Annotated in this window: 18 protein-coding genes; 12 read left to right on the top strand and 6 right to left on the bottom strand. The window is 57.2% G+C overall.

The features are described 5' to 3' along the window. Positions 1 to 108 precede the first annotated feature (108 nt). The 3 genes from ung (at position 109) to ACR9ZQ_RS35085 (ending at position 2,486) form a co-directional block, all read left to right on the top strand. Positions 109 to 801, top strand: a complete 693-nt coding sequence (ung, locus tag ACR9ZQ_RS35095) for a uracil-DNA glycosylase (RefSeq protein ID WP_481430064.1) — start codon at positions 109 to 111, stop codon at positions 799 to 801. A 129-nt stretch (positions 802 to 930) separates the two neighbouring features. Beyond that, complete coding sequence (locus tag ACR9ZQ_RS35090) at positions 931 to 1,863, top strand: VOC family protein (RefSeq protein WP_007823294.1); 933 nt, start codon at positions 931 to 933, stop codon at positions 1,861 to 1,863. Between the two features lie 14 nt (positions 1,864 to 1,877). Then, entirely contained in the window at positions 1,878 to 2,486 is a 609-nt protein-coding gene (locus ACR9ZQ_RS35085) for an alpha/beta hydrolase (protein ID WP_481430063.1), read from the top strand. A gap of 62 nt (positions 2,487 to 2,548) precedes the next feature. On the opposite strand, the gene ACR9ZQ_RS35080 is transcribed toward ACR9ZQ_RS35085, so the two are convergent. Further along, positions 2,549 to 4,822 (bottom strand): polysaccharide biosynthesis tyrosine autokinase, encoded by a 2,274-nt coding sequence (locus tag ACR9ZQ_RS35080; RefSeq protein ID WP_481430062.1) that lies wholly within the window; start codon positions 4,820 to 4,822, stop codon positions 2,549 to 2,551. Positions 4,823 to 5,417: 595 nt separating this feature from the next. Here ACR9ZQ_RS35080 and ACR9ZQ_RS35075 point away from each other — a divergent pair. Further along, complete coding sequence (locus ACR9ZQ_RS35075) at positions 5,418 to 6,251, top strand: metallophosphoesterase family protein (protein WP_481430061.1); 834 nt, start codon at positions 5,418 to 5,420, stop codon at positions 6,249 to 6,251. A gap of 14 nt (positions 6,252 to 6,265) precedes the next feature. On the opposite strand, the gene ACR9ZQ_RS35070 is transcribed toward ACR9ZQ_RS35075, so the two are convergent. The 4 genes from ACR9ZQ_RS35070 to ACR9ZQ_RS35055 all read right to left on the bottom strand — a co-directional run bounded on the left by ACR9ZQ_RS35070 (position 6,266) and on the right by ACR9ZQ_RS35055 (position 10,999). Beyond that, entirely contained in the window at positions 6,266 to 7,036 is a 771-nt protein-coding gene (locus ACR9ZQ_RS35070; protein ID WP_481430060.1) for a hypothetical protein, read from the bottom strand. A gap of 146 nt (positions 7,037 to 7,182) precedes the next feature. Continuing rightward, positions 7,183 to 7,863, bottom strand: coding sequence for a hypothetical protein (locus ACR9ZQ_RS35065; protein ID WP_481430059.1), 681 nt, complete (start codon positions 7,861 to 7,863; stop codon positions 7,183 to 7,185). Positions 7,864 to 7,956: 93 nt separating this feature from the next. Next, positions 7,957 to 9,165, bottom strand: coding sequence for a polysaccharide biosynthesis/export family protein (locus ACR9ZQ_RS35060; RefSeq protein ID WP_481430058.1), 1,209 nt, complete (start codon positions 9,163 to 9,165; stop codon positions 7,957 to 7,959). A gap of 247 nt (positions 9,166 to 9,412) precedes the next feature. Next, positions 9,413 to 10,999 carry an O-antigen ligase family protein gene (locus ACR9ZQ_RS35055; protein WP_481430057.1) on the bottom strand — a complete coding sequence of 529 codons (1,587 nt, stop codon included), beginning with the start codon at positions 10,997 to 10,999 and terminating at the stop codon, positions 9,413 to 9,415. Between ACR9ZQ_RS35055 and ACR9ZQ_RS35050 the strand changes: the two genes are divergently transcribed. Both ACR9ZQ_RS35050 and ACR9ZQ_RS35045 read left to right on the top strand, forming a co-directional pair. Continuing rightward, the gene (locus ACR9ZQ_RS35050; protein ID WP_481431025.1) at positions 10,918 to 11,181 is read left to right on the top strand and encodes a hypothetical protein; all 264 of its coding nucleotides are present in this window, start codon (positions 10,918 to 10,920) and stop codon (positions 11,179 to 11,181) included. The two genes, ACR9ZQ_RS35055 and ACR9ZQ_RS35050, sit on opposite strands and share 82 nt — an antisense overlap. 4 nt (positions 11,182 to 11,185) lie before the next feature. Next, complete coding sequence (locus ACR9ZQ_RS35045) at positions 11,186 to 11,779, top strand: transglutaminase-like cysteine peptidase (RefSeq protein ID WP_481430056.1); 594 nt, start codon at positions 11,186 to 11,188, stop codon at positions 11,777 to 11,779. A gap of 99 nt (positions 11,780 to 11,878) precedes the next feature. On the opposite strand, the gene ACR9ZQ_RS35040 is transcribed toward ACR9ZQ_RS35045, so the two are convergent. Next, entirely contained in the window at positions 11,879 to 12,925 is a 1,047-nt protein-coding gene (locus tag ACR9ZQ_RS35040) for a substrate-binding domain-containing protein (protein ID WP_481430055.1), read from the bottom strand. A 285-nt stretch (positions 12,926 to 13,210) separates the two neighbouring features. Between ACR9ZQ_RS35040 and ACR9ZQ_RS35035 the strand changes: the two genes are divergently transcribed. The 6 genes from ACR9ZQ_RS35035 (at position 13,211) to ACR9ZQ_RS35010 (ending at position 19,358) form a co-directional block, all read left to right on the top strand. Further along, positions 13,211 to 14,239: a Gfo/Idh/MocA family protein gene (locus tag ACR9ZQ_RS35035; RefSeq protein ID WP_310390511.1), complete on the top strand. Its 1,029-nt coding sequence runs from the start codon at positions 13,211 to 13,213 to the stop codon at positions 14,237 to 14,239. A gap of 17 nt (positions 14,240 to 14,256) precedes the next feature. Beyond that, the gene (locus ACR9ZQ_RS35030; protein WP_310390512.1) at positions 14,257 to 15,159 is read left to right on the top strand and encodes a sugar phosphate isomerase/epimerase family protein; all 903 of its coding nucleotides are present in this window, start codon (positions 14,257 to 14,259) and stop codon (positions 15,157 to 15,159) included. 66 nt (positions 15,160 to 15,225) lie between these two features. Next, complete coding sequence (locus ACR9ZQ_RS35025; protein ID WP_310390513.1) at positions 15,226 to 16,458, top strand: ABC transporter substrate-binding protein; 1,233 nt, start codon at positions 15,226 to 15,228, stop codon at positions 16,456 to 16,458. A 106-nt stretch (positions 16,459 to 16,564) separates the two neighbouring features. After that, on the top strand, positions 16,565 to 17,467 hold the full coding sequence (locus tag ACR9ZQ_RS35020; RefSeq protein ID WP_310390514.1) for a carbohydrate ABC transporter permease: 903 nt from the start codon (positions 16,565 to 16,567) through the stop codon (positions 17,465 to 17,467). Further along, complete coding sequence (locus tag ACR9ZQ_RS35015) at positions 17,464 to 18,291, top strand: carbohydrate ABC transporter permease (protein ID WP_481430054.1); 828 nt, start codon at positions 17,464 to 17,466, stop codon at positions 18,289 to 18,291. The genes ACR9ZQ_RS35020 and ACR9ZQ_RS35015 overlap by 4 nt, the downstream gene beginning before the upstream one ends. Further along, positions 18,288 to 19,358, top strand: coding sequence for an ABC transporter ATP-binding protein (locus tag ACR9ZQ_RS35010; protein WP_481430053.1), 1,071 nt, complete (start codon positions 18,288 to 18,290; stop codon positions 19,356 to 19,358). Before ACR9ZQ_RS35015 ends, ACR9ZQ_RS35010 begins: the two co-directional genes overlap by 4 nt. Positions 19,359 to 19,411: the final 53 nt, after the last annotated feature.

The following is a 19,411-nucleotide window of genomic DNA, read 5'->3' as shown; positions in this document are numbered from 1 at the left end:
TGCGAGATGGCAAGGCATAGGGTCGCAACGGCCGCGTATTGTGGCTCTGCGTAATTTTGCTAGAACGGTTTTCGTACATAGGCTGCATCGATCCGGGAGGTTGGCGTCGTGAACGACACGTCAGTGACTCTTGAAGAGAGTTGGAAAGCGGCGCTCGCCGGCGAGTTCGCAAGTCCCTACATGCAACAGCTCAAGATCTTTCTCGTGGAGCAGAAGCAGCTTGGCAGACGGATTTTCCCGAAGGGCAGGGAGTATTTCCGCGCCCTGGATCTGACGCCGCTTGCGAAAGTTAAAGTCGTGATTCTCGGACAGGATCCCTATCATGGCATCGGCCAGGCTCACGGGCTCTGCTTCAGCGTTCGCCCCGGCGTGCGTATTCCGCCGTCGCTCGTCAACATCTACAAGGAGATGGAGACGGATCTGGGAATTCCGCCGGCACGGCACGGTTTCCTGGAGCATTGGGCACAACAGGGCGTGCTTCTGCTCAACAGTGTGCTGACGGTGGAGGAATCTCAGGCCGCCTCGCATCAGGGCAAAGGCTGGGAGCGTTTCACCGATGCCGTGATCCGCAAAGTGAACGACGAATGCGAAGCCGTCGTTTTCATGCTCTGGGGCTCCTATGCTCAAAAGAAGGCGGCCTTTGTCGATGCAAGGCGGCATATGGTGCTGAAGGCGCCACATCCGTCGCCGCTGTCTGCCCATAACGGTTTTTTCGGATCCCGGCATTTCTCCAAGGCGAATGCGTTTCTGCAGTCGCATGGCCGTGAACCTATTGATTGGCAGCTTCCCGTCAATCCTTGAACGCTCTCGCATTGTCGTTCACAGAATGGAGACAATGCGTGTCGGCTTGCCGGACTATGAGAACCGGCTCGAAAAGCTCATCTATGACCCATCAAAAGCCCGCCTGTTGCGGGCAGAAAGAGGTCTCAAATGCTCGATCAAATCAAGGGTCTGCACCACGTCACATCGATGGCGGAGGACGCCCGGACGAACAACCAGTTCTTCACCAATGCGCTGGGCCTGCGCCGCGTCAAGAAGACCGTCAATTTTGACGCTCCGGACGTCTATCACCTCTATTACGGTGACGAAACCGGTTCCCCGGGCACGATCATGACCTACTTCCCGTTCCCGAAGATGGCGCAGGGTCGTCCGGGCACCGGTGAAGTCGGTACCACGGTCTATTCAGTTCCGCAGGGCTCGCTCGGCTTCTGGAGCGATCGCCTGACGAAGCTCAATGTCACCGGCCTGAAGACGGAAGAATCGTTTGGTGAAAAGCGCCTGAATTTCGCTGGTCCCGATGGCGACGGCTTCGCGCTTGTCGAGGTCAAGGACGATACCCGCGCTCCCTGGACGCATGGCGGAGTCAGCGAGGATCATGCCATCCGAGGCTTCCACTCCGTTGCGATGCGGCTGAGAGATGACGGCGCCACGGCCGAACTTCTGAAGTTCATGGGTTATGAGGTTCAGGAAGAACATGAGGGCGTCAAGCGTCTCATCATTCCAGGCGGCAATGGCGCGCATCTCGTCGATCTCGAAACCATGCCCAATATTGCCCGTGCGCTCCCGGGTGCCGGTTCCGTCCACCATGTCGCTTTCGCCGTTGAAAACCGCGAAAAACAACTCGAGGTGCGCAAAGCGCTGATGGACACCGGTTATCAGGTCACCCCGGTTATCGACCGAGATTACTTCTGGGCGATCTATTTCCGCACGCCGGGCGGCGTGTTGTTCGAGATCGCCACCAACGAGCCCGGCTTCGACCGTGATGAGGATACGGCGCATCTCGGCGAAGCGCTTAAGCTGCCGCAGCAGCATGCCCATCTGCGGGCCCTCATCGAGCAGCACTTGCAGCCGCTCGAAGCCTAAGCGGAGGTAGGACGATGACGAACAATGGCTATGTGCACCGGCTGCATGCCGGTGCACCCGGAAAGCCCATCCTTTTTGTACTTCACGGAACGGGTGGCGACGAGAACCAGTTCTTCGATTTCGGCAGGCGCTTGCTGCCGGAAGCGACGATCGTTTCGCCGCGCGGCGATGTTTCCGAATATGGGGCGGCGCGCTTTTTCAAGCGAACCGGTGAGGGGGTCTATGACATGGCTGACCTTGCTCGGGCGACGGACAAGTTGAGTGGATACGTCCAGGATCTGGCGTCGGCACATGGCGCATCCAGAATTCTCGGGCTGGGATTTTCGAACGGCGCCAACATTCTGGCGAACGTGCTTATAGAGAAGGGCCTGTTCGACGCGGCAGCCCTGCTCCATCCGCTCATCCCTTTCCGGCCTCGCGCGAATCCCGATCTTGGCGGCCGCAGGATATTGATTACGGCAGGCCAGCGCGATCCAATTTCGCCAGCCGCGTTGACCGAAGCGCTTTCCGCCTATTTCGCGAGCCAGAAGGCACAAGTGCAGACGGAATGGCACTCCGGAGGGCATGACATCCGGCCGAATGAGATCGAGGTCATTGGCGGGTTCTTTTCGGATTTGGCGTGACCTAAAAATTATGCGGCGAAATTCGCCGCATAATTCATTTTAGACTCTCTCGAAAAGCACGCTTATGCCTCGTGATAGTAGGCGGAGTAGCGATTGTAATAGTACTCGCCGGAACCATAGGAGCGATAGAGCTTCAGCTTTTCCGTATCGACCTTGTTCAGCACGACGCCGATGCACTTCTGCATGAGCTCGGGCTGAACCGCGAAGGTCGTGCGAACAACGCGCCGTGATGTGCGGCCCCACTCGATGACGGCCAGCGAAGCATCGAGCATCGGGCTGATCGCACGGGCATCGACGACCGGTCCCAGCGGTGGCAGGTCGAGAACGATATAGTCGAAGTGCGCCTTCAACTCATCCAGCATGTTGACCATGATGGACGAGGAAAGCAGGTCAGAGGAGTGCGGCACACGGCGCTTGACGACCGCTGGCAGGAAGGCGAGCTTGGTCTTGCTGTCGAGCAGCAGCACGTCCTTTAGCGGCCTGCCTTCCAGCAATGCTTCCAGAATGCCCTGTTCCGCATGGCGGCCGATGGCGCGCGTCGCACCCGGGTTGCGAAGGTCGGCGTCGATCAGCAGCGTGCGTGAGCCCTGCATTGCAAGGAGTTGCGCAAGGTTGATGGCGATGGTCGACTTGCCCTCGCCCGGAAGGCAGGAGACGACGCCGATGACCTTGCTGCGTGAGCTTGGATTTTCCATGTCGACGGCGATCTTCGCGCTGCGCATCGTTTCGGCGAAGGCCGACAGCGGATGATTGACGACGTAATTGGTGATCCCGTTGCCGGTTTGCAGCCCGCGGGTCGACTCCAGCTCGCTGGCGCCGTTAGCGGCCTCCTTTGCGTCCACAGCAGGTACATGGCCGATATACTCAAGCGACAGGACCTCACGAACCTGTTCACCCGTGCGGAAGAAGCGGTCGCGGAATTCGCGGTAGGCTCCGATGCCGCCGCCGAAGAGCGAGCCAAGTACCAGCGCAAGAGCAAGCACCAGGGGCTTTTTCGGTGCGCTGGCGGATGTCGGTACCTGCGGTCTGGTAATAATGCGCGCTTCCGTGATTGGGAAGGACTGCTGTTGGGTTGCCTCTTGGTAGCGGGCGAGGAAGGTTTGATAAAGATTCCGATAAGTATCGGCGGTGCGTTCGAGTTCACGCAACTGAACTTGCGTTTCGCCCGCGGCGGCCGTCACGCTGGTCGCTTGTGTAACGTTGTCCTGAAGCGACTTTTCACGTGTTTGCGCAACCTGAAGTTCGCTTTGATAGCTTTCCGCGATTCGATTTAGTTCTTCGAACATCAACCGTTGATATTCGGCCATTTCGCTTCGCAAACGGACTGCTTGAACGTGATCTGGTCCCAGGCGGGCAGATATGTCCGCCTCGACCTTCGATGCCTCGAGATACTTTTTACGCAGATCGTTGGAAATCGAGTTATCAAGGACGTCGGTTACGATTGCATCCGTACGCTTGTTGTCGATGATTGATTTAACCCGGTCATATTTTGCTTGCGCCTTTGCCGTCTCGGCTTGTGCGGAGATAAGTTGGGTCGTCAATTCCGAAAGTTGTTGGTCGCTGAGAAGCTGGTATTGGCCGCCAGTGTTGAACAAGCCGTTTGCGGTACGGAATTTCTGGACCGCAAGATCGGACTCGAGTGCCTTTTGTCGCAGTTCGTCTATGCGTTCCTGAAGCCAATCACTCGCGCGTCGTGTCGCTTCGTATTTCGAGTTCAGCTTATCCACGAGGTAGGCATCAGCAATTGAGCCTGCAATCTTGGCCGCTAAATCTGGGGAGGTCGAGGTGTAACTTACAGAAAGAGCATAGGTGCGACCGATACGTTCGACATCCATATTGTCAGTGAGCTTTTGAGCCGCGTCACGCCGTTTGGATTCGACGTCATCGGCGTCGGCGTCATCGCTTGCAAACCAGGTGCGGAACTTAAGCAGCGAGCGAAGCATGCTGATCGGCGAGTTATCCGGCGAGGAAAATTCCGGGTTATCCAACAGCTTCAACTTGTCGATAACTGCCGAGCTGATTGTGTCGGAGTTGAAAAGCTCGACTTCGCTCAATACCGATGAGTCGTCCTCTACAGGAACTCCGGCGTTGGAGAGTTGGCTTAGGAGTTCGCTGTTGCCTCGATCGATGAGCACGCTTGTTGAGGCAGTATATTTTGGCACTGCGGTAACAATGTAGATAATTCCTAATACGAGAAATAGAAACGCGGAGAGTGCAACCGGACGCCATTGGCGTACCGCAATCGCAATCAACTTTTCAACATCGATAGTGCCTCGCGATTCAGAGTGCTCCCACTCGTCGTTCGCATGTTCCGTGACCTTATCTGGTGAAAGCAATCCGAGGCCTCCGTTGAGTTGAGTCATATCGGTAAAAGGTCTGTAGGTGCGCGTAATCAAATGCTTCCAGGAAGCCAATCGAAAGTCGGCGCACGCTACATGAAGGAGTAGCGTCAATCAATGTTTAAGCTCAAGCCGAGACAAAGCGCCCCGGCTTCAATGTCGTCAATTCGCATCAGGCCGCATTGACAACGTGTTTGCGCGGCGGTGATTTCTAGTGACTATCTTAGCATCCGGCAACGCCGCTGTGACACCCCAACTTGTCTGAATTTTATGAGAGGAATTTAGCTTTTTCTCACTGTCTGCATGTAGACTAGGCATGTATTGATGGATGGGTGATCGATTCCGTTCTCAGTGGAAGCCTGTAGTCCGTAGTCATTGTTAAGCCATTCTGGAGATATGTCGAGGTCGTTCGCAGGATAATCGTGGATATCGATAGTGTTAGGCTGGCGTATATTGTTGTTATCTCTTCCAATGTGGCGAATCTACTTTAACTATTCGTTAACCTGCATCTACAATCTGCGGAAGTTGTGAGGCTGTTTTATGCACGCAGTAAGCTCCAACTACGGTACGAGGTCTCGAGGATCAAAATAGAATGTCGAATTCCCACGTGAAGCGCCATCAAAGCTTTATAAAGCCAACTTTATTTGGGGTGTTTCAGAAGCTGATAGGTAAAGGCAGGACGCTGCCGGCGGTTCGCGAACAAACCCGGCAAAGGCTCCATTTCGATCCGGCTGATTTCTCTGCTATCTACGCTATCGGCGACGTGCATGGTTGCCACAGCAAGCTTCTTGAAGCAAAGCAGAAGATATTCGATGACTTTTCGAGATATACAGGCACCGCATTAATAGTAATGCTTGGAGATTATGTAGACCGCGGCATATCCTCTAAAGATGTCCTTGAGCACCTTAGCAAGCCAACCCCTGCCAATATTAAGCAAGTCGCCTTGTGCGGTAATCACGACGACGCGTTTCTGCGATTGCTGGAGGAGCCGGATTTGCTTCCGAGCTGGTATCGCTTCGCTGGCTCGGAAACGCTGAAATCATACGGGATCGACGTCGCCTATCTGCTGAAGCATGGCGACAATGGGGCGGTCGAGCGTGCAATCAACGATGCCGTACCAGCTCACCACAGAAAATTATTGGCTGAAATGCCGTCAATGCTCACTGTGGGAGATATCGTTTTCGTGCATGCCGGGATCAGGCCGGGTATTGCTCTGCCTGAGCAACGAGACCGTGATCTATTCTGGATTCGCGAACCCTTTCTGACGCGAGGCCCCGAGCTGCCTTTGCTTGTGGTGCATGGTCATACGCCTGTTGCTCAACCGTTTTTTGGTAATGGGCGCATCGCCATCGACACCGGCGCGTTCGCCACGGGTAGGTTGACTGTGTTGCGCATCGTGAACCGTCAAGCGGTCTTGCTGAATTGAAGCGGCGGCTTGCCCTACGGCAGTTTGTCAGGATTGAAGCCGAACCAGGTGAGTGAGCCCTTCTTGTTGGCTGGCAATTGTTTGGAGGCCTGCTTCACATAGGGCAGCAGGGCAGCGCTGATTCTGGTTAGTGCCGGCGCGACTTTCCGTGAATCTCCAAGCTTCAGGAGAAGGCTGACATCGCTTTCGACCGTTGTTCGCGCATTTTCAAGCGTTGCTACGTTCAGATGGTTCCAGAAATAGACACGGGCGAGAAGGGCGAGTTCGTCGGCGGGCGCGAGCCGGGCTGACATCGTCATCAGCCGGGCAATTGACTTTGGCTCTTGGGCGATTACGGCACGAACGATGGCAAGCCTGAGCCAGAGATTGCTGTCGGTTGGCAAGCAGGAGACGGCGTGGCGTATGTACCGCTCGGCGTCGTCTGCAGCCTTGGCCCAGGCGTCGTAGCCGGTGATCTCGTTGGCCGTGTCCAGCCTGTTCAGCACGAGTGTCGTGCCTGCCATGACGATATCCGAGCGGCAATAGTCGCCGGAGACGATTATATCGGTGTTGGCTGCCGTCCGGGCGACCGTTTCAGGGCTGATCTGTCCGGATTGTTCAAGTCTTTCCGCCACGAGAAAAATATCAGCAAAGCGCGCTGACTGCCTGATATCGGTAACGGCGAAGGCCAGCAATGCGATGGCCGTCAGACTAAAGAGGATAGATAGGGGAGAGGGAAGTGACAGCGCAACCGGGGCCGTGGCCCTTCGCCGCGTTTGTCCGCTTGCCTTGGCGCGCTGAGACATGTCCTATCGGTCCGACCTACTGCAGGAACGATCAGCTCCACTGCCGGCAATGGCTCGCGCGAGATAGGAGCTTTTCTTTAAATGTTGAAAGGAGAGGAGAGGCCGAACGGCCTCTCTGATAGCATTACGTGAATTTTGGAAGCGGACTAGATGCTGCCGCTGACAGAATTGTTGATGATAATCGTAAAATTGCCGCCACCTGAGGCGCCCGTCTGGAGCGAGCCCACGCCTGAGGCGTTCGTCTGGAGCGAGCCCCCGCTCTGGGTGGTGCCGCCGGCATCCGCGCCATCAGCCGGTCCACCCAAACCCGATGCACCAGGACCGCTGATATCGCCGCCACCTGCAGGGCCTGCGCCCGCGCCGCCGAGTGCTGCAACAGCGGTCTGGTTGGTCAGTGAAGCTTCAAATGCTGTACGGAAGCTACCGAGCGCCGGGTTGCTGACAATTGCCGCTGCGACAGCTGCCGCAATCTCGTCGGCGAGATCGGAATGCTGCGGACGGCAAACGTTGACTGCGCGCCCAAGGCCGGCGCCGATAGCTGCTCTTTGAGCATCCGTTGTTGCTGGGTTGGCTGCCAGCGTCAGCAGCATTGCCGTGACGTTCGTTTCGGTTGCTGCAAGATCGCGAACCGAGCCAGTGAGCACGCTGTCGGACGGATTGCCCGTGAGAATGCTTGCCGGCGTCGCGTTGAAGGCGTCCATCTGCGAGCCGCTTGCCGCGCCCGGACCCGAAAAGCAGTTGCCTGCAAAGGACGACGTCGCGAAGCAAAGGGTGCCTAATGCGAAGACAGCCGTACCTTTCAATGTATTCTTCCCTGCTTTTGCCATTCCCAGCCTCCAAAGATAACGGAGCTTATAACATAAGCTCCGATGAGCACCAGTCCGTTCAATGTCAGGTGCTCGAAGTATCGTTTAATATATTTAATTTCCAAGATCTTGGACTGCGTCGCGAGTATCGAGGGCATCGTTAGAAACGCCCCTGACCGTGGAGGTAACCGAGTTCAGAATGTCGAGGAACTTCACGAGCTCAACAGTGTGTGCGTTGGAGATATACATGACGTCCTTGTCCGCCATACGGAACTCCTGAACTGCGAAAAGGGTCGCCGGATCGCGCAGGTTTGCCCGGAAGATGACCGGCACCTGGTCGCTCTTAAAGCGGCTGGTATCGATATTCAGGCGTTGAAGAGTGCTGCGGTCGACCTTTCGATAGACCACGACTTCGCGCGGATCGGCCCGACTATCGAGGAGGCCGCCGGCCTTTGCCATGGCTTCGCCAAGGGTCAGGTTCGAATCCTCGAAGTCGATGCGGTTGTTGGTGCCGGAGGCGCCAAGTGCGATGAATGTGCGGCGCTCGTGCTCGACCGAAACCGTGTCGCCCGGCGCAAGGTAGATGTTTTCGGACGGGTTCTTCAGCAGAGTTTCGTAAGCGATGGTTGCCGTTTTAGCGCGACGCTGCAGCGTGACGTTGGTCTCGATATTCGGGGTCGTAAGGCCACCTGCCTGGGAAATCGCATCGAGAATGCGATCACCGGCCGGCGAGAGAACGATCTTTTGCGGATCATTGACGTCGCCGACGACCGCCACTTCCGAAGAGCGGCTCGTAATGGTCGTGAGAACGACCTGAGGCTCGATCGCACGGCTCGCCAGCTTGTCTTCGATATCCTGTTCGACTTCTTCCTTCATGCGGCCGGCAGCGGGAACGCGACCTGCATAGGGAATGCTGATCGTGCCGGCCTTGTCGATCGTCTGCTGAGGCAGAGTGATGTAGTTACCCGGACGGCTGCCTGCGTCGGACGGGATGAAGAGACCGCCGGACTGAGCTTCGAAAATTGAAACCTGCACGACATCGCCGAAGCCGAGCGGGATGTCCGGAGCGCCCCCGCGGCCACCGCCGAACCCACCCCGCAGAGTGCTTGACGGGATCTTGTCGAAATAGGGCAGAATCCCCTTGTTGAGATCGATCAGAACATAGTCGATTCCAACCTTGCGCTCGGGTGTCGTGACCTTAATTGCTGCATCGCGGTCGATATCCGTATGGTCCGGACCGGACCTAGGGAGAGAAGTGCAGCTGGAAAGCGCGATCAGCATCGATACAATGATGCTGCCGCGTCGAGTTACAGGAATGCCCATCGTGACCCTACTTGGTAATAGCACTAGCACCGTTTAGCCCGGTGGCAACTTAAATGACAAGTAAATATCGGACTTTGTCAGATACTGCATACCTAACAGAAGGTTATTGTGGCAATAGGGCAACATGGTTTGTTCCAGTTATGGTAAATTAGAGAGAGTTGATACGTTAAGATTCTGTGGTAATTCGCATACAACTCAAACGAATATTCTGATCTTCTTTAGTGGCGATTTTATGTGCAGTTGGCCTTTAAATCGTCATATTCCAAGGGATCTCCGCTGGGCGCTCGATTCTCACGCCGGATGGCAGGTCCTTCTTGTTTTCACTGACCCTTTCTTCGCGCCCGCAGCAAATGGAGATAGTCGTCGCGAGAAATGCGGTGAAGAATACGGCAAAACCGGGTATCTGAATCGAAAAGTCGACGGCGGAATGAACCGCCGTCAACAAAGTGCCTGAGCAACCCAAAATTGAGTAATGTCTGAGCCGACGGCGAGCCTGATAACCGCTCCAGAAGGCGCGCATGAGCACAAAGAAGATCAGGCAGACGACGATAGGGAATATTATTCCCAGTGTCAGAAAGCCCTCGAGGTAGGAGCTGTGCGCCCTGTCGACAATGCCGCCAATTCCGCAATCGGGCGTTCGAGAGGCTGAAAAAACCGTGCGGAATGTGCCGAATCCAGTTCCCTGCAGCCAGTTCTGCGAGAGGGCGTGTATCGTATCGGACCAGACGCAAAAGCGATCGTCATCGGTGCCTCGCTGGTCTGCACGCAGGATGGCTCTGCCGCCGAAAATAGCGGCGAAAACGAGAATAAGGGCGATCGCACTGGCTGCCGTTAACCAATTTCGGGTCACAGAGCTGCCCGCTTGAGGAAGCAGCCTGGAGCGTCTGCCCTTCCACTGTCGGGCGAGATAGGGGAGGTAGAAGATCGAGCCAAGGCCTGTTGCGACCAGTCCGGCACGGGACTGGGTGAGCATTAGCGCGGTCAGGCAAGAGAGGCCGAGGCCGGCAAAAAGCCAGAAGCCGATGCCCTCTTTGAAACTGCCTGATGGCGCGGATGAAAAGCCGAAATAGGCGCGGCCATTTTCCGAAGCAAATGTCGCAAGTATCAGAAAACTCAGCCCCAGGAAGGTCGCTGCCGTGTTGCGGTTGACGAAGACTGCAGTGAGGCTGTCGAGATAATAGCGCTTGCTTTCAGTCAGCAACATCTTCGGAAACAGCAGGAACTGGCCAAGACCGAAGAGCGAGATCATACCTGCGCCAACAGCAAGCACCATCAGGATACGGCGCGCCCGCTTGTCCGTATCTGCAACGATGAGGCCGGTCAAAAACGTCATGACAGGCAGCGCTATATACAGAAGCGAAGTGAGCGTGTCGGCCGGCGCAACTGATATAGTGTCTCTCGAGGCACCGGCGAGCGCGTTTGCATCCTTCCAGATCGGATTGATGAGAGATGGCCACGGGATGCGGATGGTCTGGATGACGATCCAGGCCGAGGTAACGATAAAGAGAAGCAGCACCCATACGAAGACCCAGTGAGCACGTCGGGGCTCACCGAAAAGCAGGAGTGCCGCAACGCTCAGCGCGAACATGCAGATCGCGACGGCCGCGAAAGGCGTCGCATCGACCAGACCGAATGGAATGACAGCAGCCAGCACCACCGTGCTGTAGAGGCCGGCAAGTATGGTCTTCAATCTATCCGTCACAGCCGCGGCCAAACTTTGAAAGGTCGGCCGCCCCTCCGGCGCCGCTGTGCTTGTCTCTGCAAGAATTCCGCGACTTTTGCAACCCTGCCCAATTCTGGTGCGACAATCGCCCCAAAATTGGTGGCGGCACATTCGATCGCTTCGAAAAAACGCAGTTCGTTAAAATTGTCGGGAACGATTTAAAAGGATCGAGAATGCTCTCTCCGTATGTTTCCCGTCATTGGCTGGAGCTGAAGAGAACTTCGACCAAGGATCAAAAGCCGGATCAACCGGCATGGGCATTTGACCGTGTAGCGGTCGTCGAAACGGGGTAAGAAAATGTTTAAGCACGCACTGATTACGGCGGTGACGCTTGCATCTCTGTTTGCGGTTCAGACCGCGCAGGCGGCCGGTCCCGGCGGTATTGCCCGCGGATTGAAGACAGCGCCGACATTCAGCTATATTTCTGAAAAGCGCCGAACGACAGCACCTTTCGCGCATGTGATGTTCTGCGCTCGAAATCCCAACGAATGCGCGGCACGCGGCGGAGCTTCGGAAGTTTCGCTGAGCGCGTTCGCAAGCAAGCAGCTTCGATCGGTCAATGCTTCGGTCAACCGCTCGATCCGCCCGGTCAATGACCGCTCTGATCAGGGAGACGTTTGGCAGGTGAATGTGAAATCCGGTGACTGCGAGGATTTTGCGCTGACAAAGCGTGATCATCTCATCGCCATGGGGTGGTCGCCGAAGGCGCTACGTATCGCCGTTGCCAAGACGCCCTATGGCGAAGGCCACGCTGTTCTCGTCGTTAAGACCGATCAAGGCGATCTGGTGCTCGACAACCGCTCAAACGCGATCAAGGGCTGGAAGGATACGGATCTTCGCTGGCTGATGATCCAGTCGGGCGACAACCCGCGGGTATGGTACGAACTTTGATTGAAATCTGCCGGCGCAGACGAAACCGGCGGCATAAGTGGTTTTGAGCGGAGTCGTTCGTCTCTTATTGAGAACATGGATAGAGTGACGCACCTTGCGTCACATTTCAGGTTCTCTGAAAAAAGCATCACTTTCCCCGGGCACAAGCTCCAGCGGCCAGATCCGATTGCGCGCACCACTGGGGTGGATCTCCGAATAGGCAGGCATACTGGAAAGTAAGGTTTCGGCGAGCGCTGCACCAAGGTCGCGTAGCGACATGCGGAAGCAGGTGAGCGTCGGCTGCAGGAACTTGGCGCGAGGCTCCTCGCGAAAGCCGATGACGGCGAGATCGCGGCCCGGAACGATGCCAGCTTCGACCAGGCGGCGATAGAGGCCGATCGCCATCAGTTCGTAGATCAGGATGATCGCCGTCGGTCTGTCTTCTATCAGCAGCAACTCGTCGCCAGCCTGGAAGCCTCCCTGTTCGCTTGATTTTACGCGGATCACAAGCTCCGGATCATATTCGATCCCATGCTTTTCCAGAGCTTTTCGATAGGCGTCCACGAAGACATAGCCGAGATTGATTTCGCCTGACGGTGCGGCAATCGCGATGCGGCGATGCCCCTTGGCCACGAGCCGATCGACGGCGCAGGTCGCGACGCCTTCGAAATCAAGGTCGATCCAGGTGAAGTTACCGCCGCCGGAAGAGCTGCGACCGAGTGCGACGAAGGGAATTTTCGTTTTGATGAGCAGATCGATACGTTTGTCGATGCGTTGAGTTGCAGAGATAATCATGGCATCGACGACACGGCGCGCCACCATGCGCTTCAGATATTCGTAGGGGTCTTCGTCGCTGGGGCAGGGGAGCATGACGAGATCGAGCTTATGTCGCGAGAGCACGCTCTGTAGCCCGCCGGTGACGCCGAGGAAGAAGTTGTCGCTGTTTTCGACCGTCTCCTTGCTGGATTTAATCATCAGGCCGATGACGTTGGTCGTTCCCTGACGAAGGCTGCGGCCGGATTGATTGGCGACGTAACCGAATTCTTCGGCGGCAGCCAGCACCCGCTTGCGTGTCTCCTCGTTGACATCGGCCTTGCCGTTCAGCGCACGCGAAACCGTCCCGATCGATATATCGAGATGTTCTGCGAGCTGGCGGATACCCTTCATCTGAGCGATCTTTCTTCCGATGCGATCATCTCATCTTATTGCCATGGGAAAACGTTTACGGAAAGCATTTGCCATGGAGGCGGGATGTATTTTTGCACGCTCCGAAAAAAATCTTGTTGCTGCATTGCCGAAGGTTTTGCCTAAGCGCCCGTTCGCATTGCGATTTTTCGCAGCATTTTGTCGAAATGCGCTGGCATTGACAGCAGCAAACGTTTCCGCTTAGTATCGTAAACGTTTACGGAAGGCGTTTCGGGAGGAATCTGAAGCGCACCGCTGGAGGAAATCGTGAAATTGAATGCCGTTCTGTGCGGGTGCGGAGCTATGTCTAAAGGCTGGCTGCGTGCTATCAAGGAAACGCCTGATCTTGCCGAGGCAATCGAGGTCGTCGGCCTCGTCGACGTCAATCCCGCTGCTGCCGAAAAACTTGCCGAGGAGTTCGGCTTGAGCACGGCTCGCGTCGGCACTGATCTCGCTGCCGTCATCGCCGAAACCAAGGCGGATATCGTCTTGGACGTCGTTGTCCCGACCGCACGTTTCAATGTCGTGTCAACGGCAATGAAGGCCGGTTGCCACGTGCTGAGCGAAAAGCCAATGGCGACTTCGCTTGCCGAAGGCGCAGCACTCATCGATCTCGCCGCCGAAACTGGCAAGATCCATGCGATCATTCAGAACCGTCGCTTCATTTCCGGTGTGCGCCGCCTGCGTCGCTTCGTCGAAAGCGGTGCAATCGGCGAACTGACCGGCATTCATTGTGACTTCTTCATCGCTCCCCATTTTGGCGGCTTCCGTGAAGAGATGGACAATGTCCTACTGCTCGACATGGCGATCCACACTTTCGATGCCGCCCGCTACGTGGCCGGCAAGAAGCCGCTCGCCGTCTACTGTGTTGAGCGTAACCCCAAAGGGTCCTGGTACCGGCACGGCGCCTCGGCCAATGCCACCTTCGAATTCTCTGATGATGTGGTCTTCACCTATCGCGGCTCCTGGTGTGCCGAAGGCGAACGCACGAGCTGGGAAAGCCAATGGCGGATCGTCGGCTCAAAGGGCATGCTGACCTGGGACGGTGAGGATGGCTTCAAGGCCGCCGTTTCAGGCAACGAGCCCGGTCTGCTTCATGGTTTTTCATCCGTCGAGGTTCCCGCACCTGAGCGTGCTGAAGAAACCCACGGTCATGCCAGCGTAATCGCCAGCTTCGTCGAGGCGATCCGCACCGGCAAGCGGCCGGAGACAGTCAGTTCCGACAATATCAGAAGCCTCGCCATGGTCTTCGGCGCGATCGAGAGTGCCAAGACGGGGCGTCGGGTTGAAATTTGAGCATAAGGATAGATGACGTGAGCAACCCCGCCAAAGCCATTCGCATCGGTACCATGGTCAGCGCCTCCAAGGGCGGCGCCGACAAGCGCATTGCCCAGATCGCCGATATGGGTTTCGAAAGCTTCGAGCCCTTCTTCTGGCAGACCACCAACGGCCAGAATCTCGCCGAACTCGGTAAGCGCAGCGTGGAGGCGATCGGCGATCGCGACATCACGATTTCAACACTCGGCATGTTCGGCAATCCGCTCGAAGAAACCGAGATAGACCTGCAGACGCTGCAGGGCTGGAAGGACTGCATCGACAACGCTCATCACTTCGGCGCCACTTGCGTTGCCGGCTTCACCGGTCGTATCCGCAACAAGCCGCTGACTGAGAGCCTGCCGCGTTACAAGCAGGTCTGGAGCGAACTCGCCAAGCGCGCCGCCGACAAGGGGATCAAGATCGCCTTCGAAAATTGCGCAATGGATGGCAACTGGGCGACCGGCGACTGGAATATTGCCCATAATCCCGATGCCTGGGAGCTGATCTTCAACGCGACGCCCGACGACAATATCGGCCTGGAATGGGAGCCGTGCCATCAGATGGTCTATCTGATTGAGCCGCTGCCACAGATCCGCAAATGGGCGAGCAAGATCTTCCATGTCCACGGCAAGGATGCGACCATCCGCTGGGATGTGATCAAGGAACACGGCATCTTCGGCAAGGAAAAGTTCGTCTTCATGCGCACGCCGGGCTTCGGCGACAGCAACTGGACAGACATCATTTCCGAACTGCGGCTTGCCGGCTGGTCCGGCTCCATCGATATCGAAGGCTGGCATGACCCGGTCTATCGCGACGCCCTGGAAATGACCGGTCAGGTCTATGCACTGAACCATCTGAAACATGCCCGGGGCGGCGATTTCGTCGTCGATCCGGTGTGAGTGAATATGGTCGGCGTGGAGGAAATCGCCGGCCACTTTAATGGATAACCACAAAGGAGGAGAATCATGGCTATCCGTAAATCCGTAATTCTGGGCGCGCTGGCGCTCGCAGGCGTCTCGCTCTTCGGCCTGTCTGCCAAGGCGGAAGACGTCAAGCTGACGCTCTGGTCGCTGGACAAGGACACCCAACCGGCGCCGAACCTGGTCAAGGAATTCAACGACCAGCATAACGGCATCACCATCGAATATCGCCTGATCCAGTTCGATGACGTCGTCACCGAAGCGATGCGCGCCTATGCCACCGGCCAGGCGCCCGATATCATCGCCGTCGACAATCCTGAGCATGCGCTGTTTTCGTCTCGCGGTGCCTTCCTCGATATCACCGACATGATCAAGAATTCGAAGGTCATCAAGCCTGAGAACTATTTCCCCGGACCACTGAAGTCGGTCGAGTGGGACGGCAAATATTTCGGCGTGCCGAAGGCGACGAACACGATCGCGCTCTACTACAACAAGGACATGTTCAAGGCGAAGGGCCTCGATCCGAACAAGCCGCCGCAGACCTGGGACGAACTTGTCGAGGATGCTCGCAAGCTGACCGATCCGGCCAAGAACGTCTATGGTCTTGCCTTCTCGGCAAAGGCAAATGAGGAAGGCACCTTCCAGTTCCTGCCCTGGGCGCAGATGGGCGGCGGCAGCTACGAGCACATCAATGCCGATGGTGCGGTCAAGGCGCTCGAAGTCTGGAAGACGATCATGGACGAGAAGCTTGCCTCGCCTGATACGCTGACCCGCGGCCAGTGGGATTCGACCGGCACGTTCAATTCCGGCAATGCCGCCATGGTGATCTCCGGTCCCTGGGAGCTGGACCGCATGGTTCAGGAAGCCAAGTTCGATTGGGGCGTAACGCTGCTGCCGGTTCCGAAGGAAGGTGCAGAGCGCTCTTCGGCAATGGGCGACTTCAACTGGGCGATCTTCTCGACCAGCAAGCATCCGGCTGAAGCCTTCAAGGCACTCGAATATTTCGCCTCGCAGGACGACAAGATGTTCAAGAACTTCGGCCAGCTGCCGGCCCGTTCCGACATCTCCATCCCGGAAACCGGCCAGCCGCTGAAGGATGCTGCCCTCAAGGTCTTCCTCGAGCAGCTGAAATACGCCAAGCCCCGCGGTCCGCATCCGCAGTGGCCGAAGATCTCCAAGGCGATCCAGGACGCCATCCAGGCTGCACTCACCGGCCAGATGAGCCCGAAGGACGCGCTTGATCAGGCTGCCGACAAGATCAAGGCAGTGCTCGGCTAATATCCGCATCACCGGATGGCCACCGGCCATCCCACCCTTTTCCTCCCGGCAGGGGCTGTCTCCCGCGAAAGCGCCAGGCAGCCCCGTTCGGAGCATCGGAGGACCCATGAGAAGGATCCTTTCCAGCGTCAGAGATGGCCGCGGTTTTGATATCGTGCTTGTCGCCTTTCCGCTTGGCTTTCTGTTTCTGATGGCAGGTCTACCGCTCATCTACAACGTGGTGATGAGCTTCCAGGAGGTTGACATGTTCAGCCTCGGCACCTTCTCGCGCCCCTGGGTGGGCCTCAAGAATTACACGGATCTTTTCGCGCAGCCGGAAACGCTGCCGATCCTCTACAATACGGCGATCTTCGTCGTCGGCTCGATCGCCGGCCAGTTCCTGATCGGCTTCGGCCTGGCGCTGTTCTTCTGGGTCAATTTCCCCGGCGCATCCTGGCTGCGCGGTCTCTTCCTCGTCTCCTGGGTCATGCCCGGCCTTGTCGTCGGTGCGATCTGGAACTGGATCCTCTCGGGCGATTTCGGCGTGCTGAACTTCATCCTGAAGGAAAGCGGCATCATCTCCGGCAACATCTTCTGGCGCTCGGACCCGCATTATTCGCTCTACGCCGTCATCATCGCCAATATCTGGCTCGGCACGTCCTTCAATATGATCCTGCTGTCCGTCGGTCTCTCCGGCATTCCAGGCGATCTCTACGAGGCTGCCGAACTTGATGGCGCCACGGCCTGGCAGCGCTTCTGGACGATCACGCTGCCGATGATGCGCTCGACAATCGGCGCCATCATCGCGCTCGGCCTGATCTTCACGCTGCAGCAGTTCGATCTCTTTGCCGCCATCACTTCAGGCGGGCCGAACAACTCCTCCAACGTCACGCAATACTGGGCCTGGGATTTGTCTTTCCGCCAATATGATTTCGCCAAGGGCGCGACCATTTCCGTCATCATGATCGTCTTCGTGATGTTCGCCTCTGTCGTCTACGTCCGCTCAACCCGCCATGAGGTGCGCGGATGAGCGAGACTGCACGCAATCGCTTGATGCTCGTGATCGCCATCATCATGGCGGCGATCTATCTTTTCCCGCTCTATTGGATGTACATCACCGCGCTGAAAAGCGGCTCGGAGATGTTCGCCACACCCCCGAGCTTCTGGCCGGCCTCGCCGCAATGGAGCACCTACGCCTATGTCTGGGAAAGCCGGAGCATGGGGCTCTATCTCTGGAACTCGCTGGTGATTGCGATCGGCGCGGTCGTCATCATCACCGTGCTCGGAGTTGGCTGTTCCTATGTGCTGGCGCGCTATCGCAATGTCTGGGTGGATATCGGCCTCTTCCTGATCCTCATGCTGCAGGTTCTGCCGGCTTCGCTGATGATCACGCCGATCTTCGTCGGCTTCTCTCAGATCGGCATGCTGAACTATCCAAGGCTTGCCGTCATCATCGCCATTGCCGCAAAGAGCATGCCGTTCTTCGTGGTGCTGGTGAGGGCCACCTTCATGGCGGTTCCGATGGAGCTCGAAGAGGCTGCCCTCGTCGACGGCAATTCACGTGTCGGCGCCTTCTTCAACATCGTGCTGCCGCTTGCCCGCAACGGCATTCTGGTTAGCGCCATTCTCATCTTCATGCAGGCCTTTGGTGAGTTCGTCTATTCCAAGTCGATGATCCAGGCGGCCGAGCTTCAGCCGGCGAGCGTCGGGCTCAATTCCTTCATGGGACCGAACACCAATGAATGGAACAACATCATGGCCTACGCCACGATGTATGTGACGCCGATCCTTGCCATCTTCGTTCTTTTGCAGCGCCGCATCGTATCCGGCCTCACCTCGGGAGCCCTCAAATGACCCCTCAGATCGAGCTTGCCGGCGTCAACAAACACTACGGCGCCTTCCATGCCCTGAAGAATATCGACCTGTCCATCGCCAAGGGCACTTTCGTCGCGCTCGTTGGCCCTTCCGGCTGCGGCAAGTCGACCCTGCTGCGTTCGCTCGCCGGGCTGGAAACCATTTCCGATGGCAGCCTGAAGATTGCCGGCGAGCTGATGAACGGAGTGCCGCCGCGTAAACGCGATGTCGCCATGGTATTCCAGTCCTATGCGCTCTATCCGCATATGACCGTTGAGGAAAACCTCACCTACAGCCTGCGCATGCGTGGCGTTGCAAAGGCGGAGGCGAAGAAGGCAGCCGAGGAGGTCGCGGCAACCACAGGCCTTTCGCATCTGCTGAAGCGCTATCCGCGTGAGCTCTCCGGCGGCCAGCGCCAGCGCGTCGCCATGAGCCGCGCCATCATCCGCCACCCGAAGGCTTTCCTCTTCGATGAGCCGCTATCCAATCTCGATGCGGCCCTGCGCGTCCATATGCGCAAGGAGATCCGCGCGCTGCACGATCGTCTGCATGCGACGTCGGTTTATGTGACGCATGACCAGATCGAGGCGATGACCATGGCCGATCATGTCGTCGTCATGCGCGATGGTATCATCGAGCAGCAGGGCAGGCCGCTCGACCTTTACGACAAGCCTGCCAACAAATTCGTTGCCGGTTTTATCGGCTCGCCCGCGATGAACTTCATTCCGGCGATTGGCGGCGAGGATGGAAAAAGCCTGACGCTCGATCTCGGCGCGCTCAGGCCACAGATCGCCATCGACCATCAGATCCAGCCAGGTCGCAGGGTCACCGCCGGCATCCGTCCGGAGCATATCGGCATCACCAATCAGGGGCAGGGGAGCTTTGACGTGCCAGTCGCGGTCGTCGAATCCACGGGTTCCTCGACCTTCATCACTGCTGCGACGACACCCGAAATGACGATCGTCGAAACGGGCAGGGGATCGGTTCAGCCGGGCCAGGCGATCGGCGTCACCGTCGATCCGACGCAGGTACATCTCTTTGACGAGACGAGCGGCGTCAGAATTTGAGATCTGGTTTCGAACTGATTGGTTCCCGCAGCAGCCTAATGCGGGACACCGCG

The organism is Rhizobium sp. KNZ14-9A, from assembly GCF_056755015.1.
This window is presented reverse-complemented; position numbering and strand designations above follow the sequence as displayed.

Coding starts and splice junctions, on each gene's coding strand:
- ACR9ZQ_RS35090 (WP_007823294.1), top strand. CDS start 931: ATGCTCGATCAAATCAAGGGTCTGCACCACGTCACATCGATGGCGGAG.
- ACR9ZQ_RS35085 (WP_481430063.1), top strand. CDS start 1,878: ATGACGAACAATGGCTATGTGCACCGGCTGCATGCCGGTGCACCCGGA.
- ACR9ZQ_RS35075 (WP_481430061.1), top strand. CDS start 5,418: ATGTCGAATTCCCACGTGAAGCGCCATCAAAGCTTTATAAAGCCAACT.
- ACR9ZQ_RS35070 (WP_481430060.1), bottom strand. CDS start 7,036: ATGTCTCAGCGCGCCAAGGCAAGCGGACAAACGCGGCGAAGGGCCACG.
- ACR9ZQ_RS35065 (WP_481430059.1), bottom strand. CDS start 7,863: ATGGCAAAAGCAGGGAAGAATACATTGAAAGGTACGGCTGTCTTCGCA.
- ACR9ZQ_RS35060 (WP_481430058.1), bottom strand. CDS start 9,165: ATGGGCATTCCTGTAACTCGACGCGGCAGCATCATTGTATCGATGCTG.
- ACR9ZQ_RS35055 (WP_481430057.1), bottom strand. CDS start 10,999: ATGTGCCGCCACCAATTTTGGGGCGATTGTCGCACCAGAATTGGGCAG.
- ACR9ZQ_RS35045 (WP_481430056.1), top strand. CDS start 11,186: ATGTTTAAGCACGCACTGATTACGGCGGTGACGCTTGCATCTCTGTTT.
- ACR9ZQ_RS35040 (WP_481430055.1), bottom strand. CDS start 12,925: ATGAAGGGTATCCGCCAGCTCGCAGAACATCTCGATATATCGATCGGG.
- ACR9ZQ_RS35025 (WP_310390513.1), top strand. CDS start 15,226: ATGGCTATCCGTAAATCCGTAATTCTGGGCGCGCTGGCGCTCGCAGGC.
- ACR9ZQ_RS35020 (WP_310390514.1), top strand. CDS start 16,565: ATGAGAAGGATCCTTTCCAGCGTCAGAGATGGCCGCGGTTTTGATATC.
- ACR9ZQ_RS35015 (WP_481430054.1), top strand. CDS start 17,464: ATGAGCGAGACTGCACGCAATCGCTTGATGCTCGTGATCGCCATCATC.
- ACR9ZQ_RS35010 (WP_481430053.1), top strand. CDS start 18,288: ATGACCCCTCAGATCGAGCTTGCCGGCGTCAACAAACACTACGGCGCC.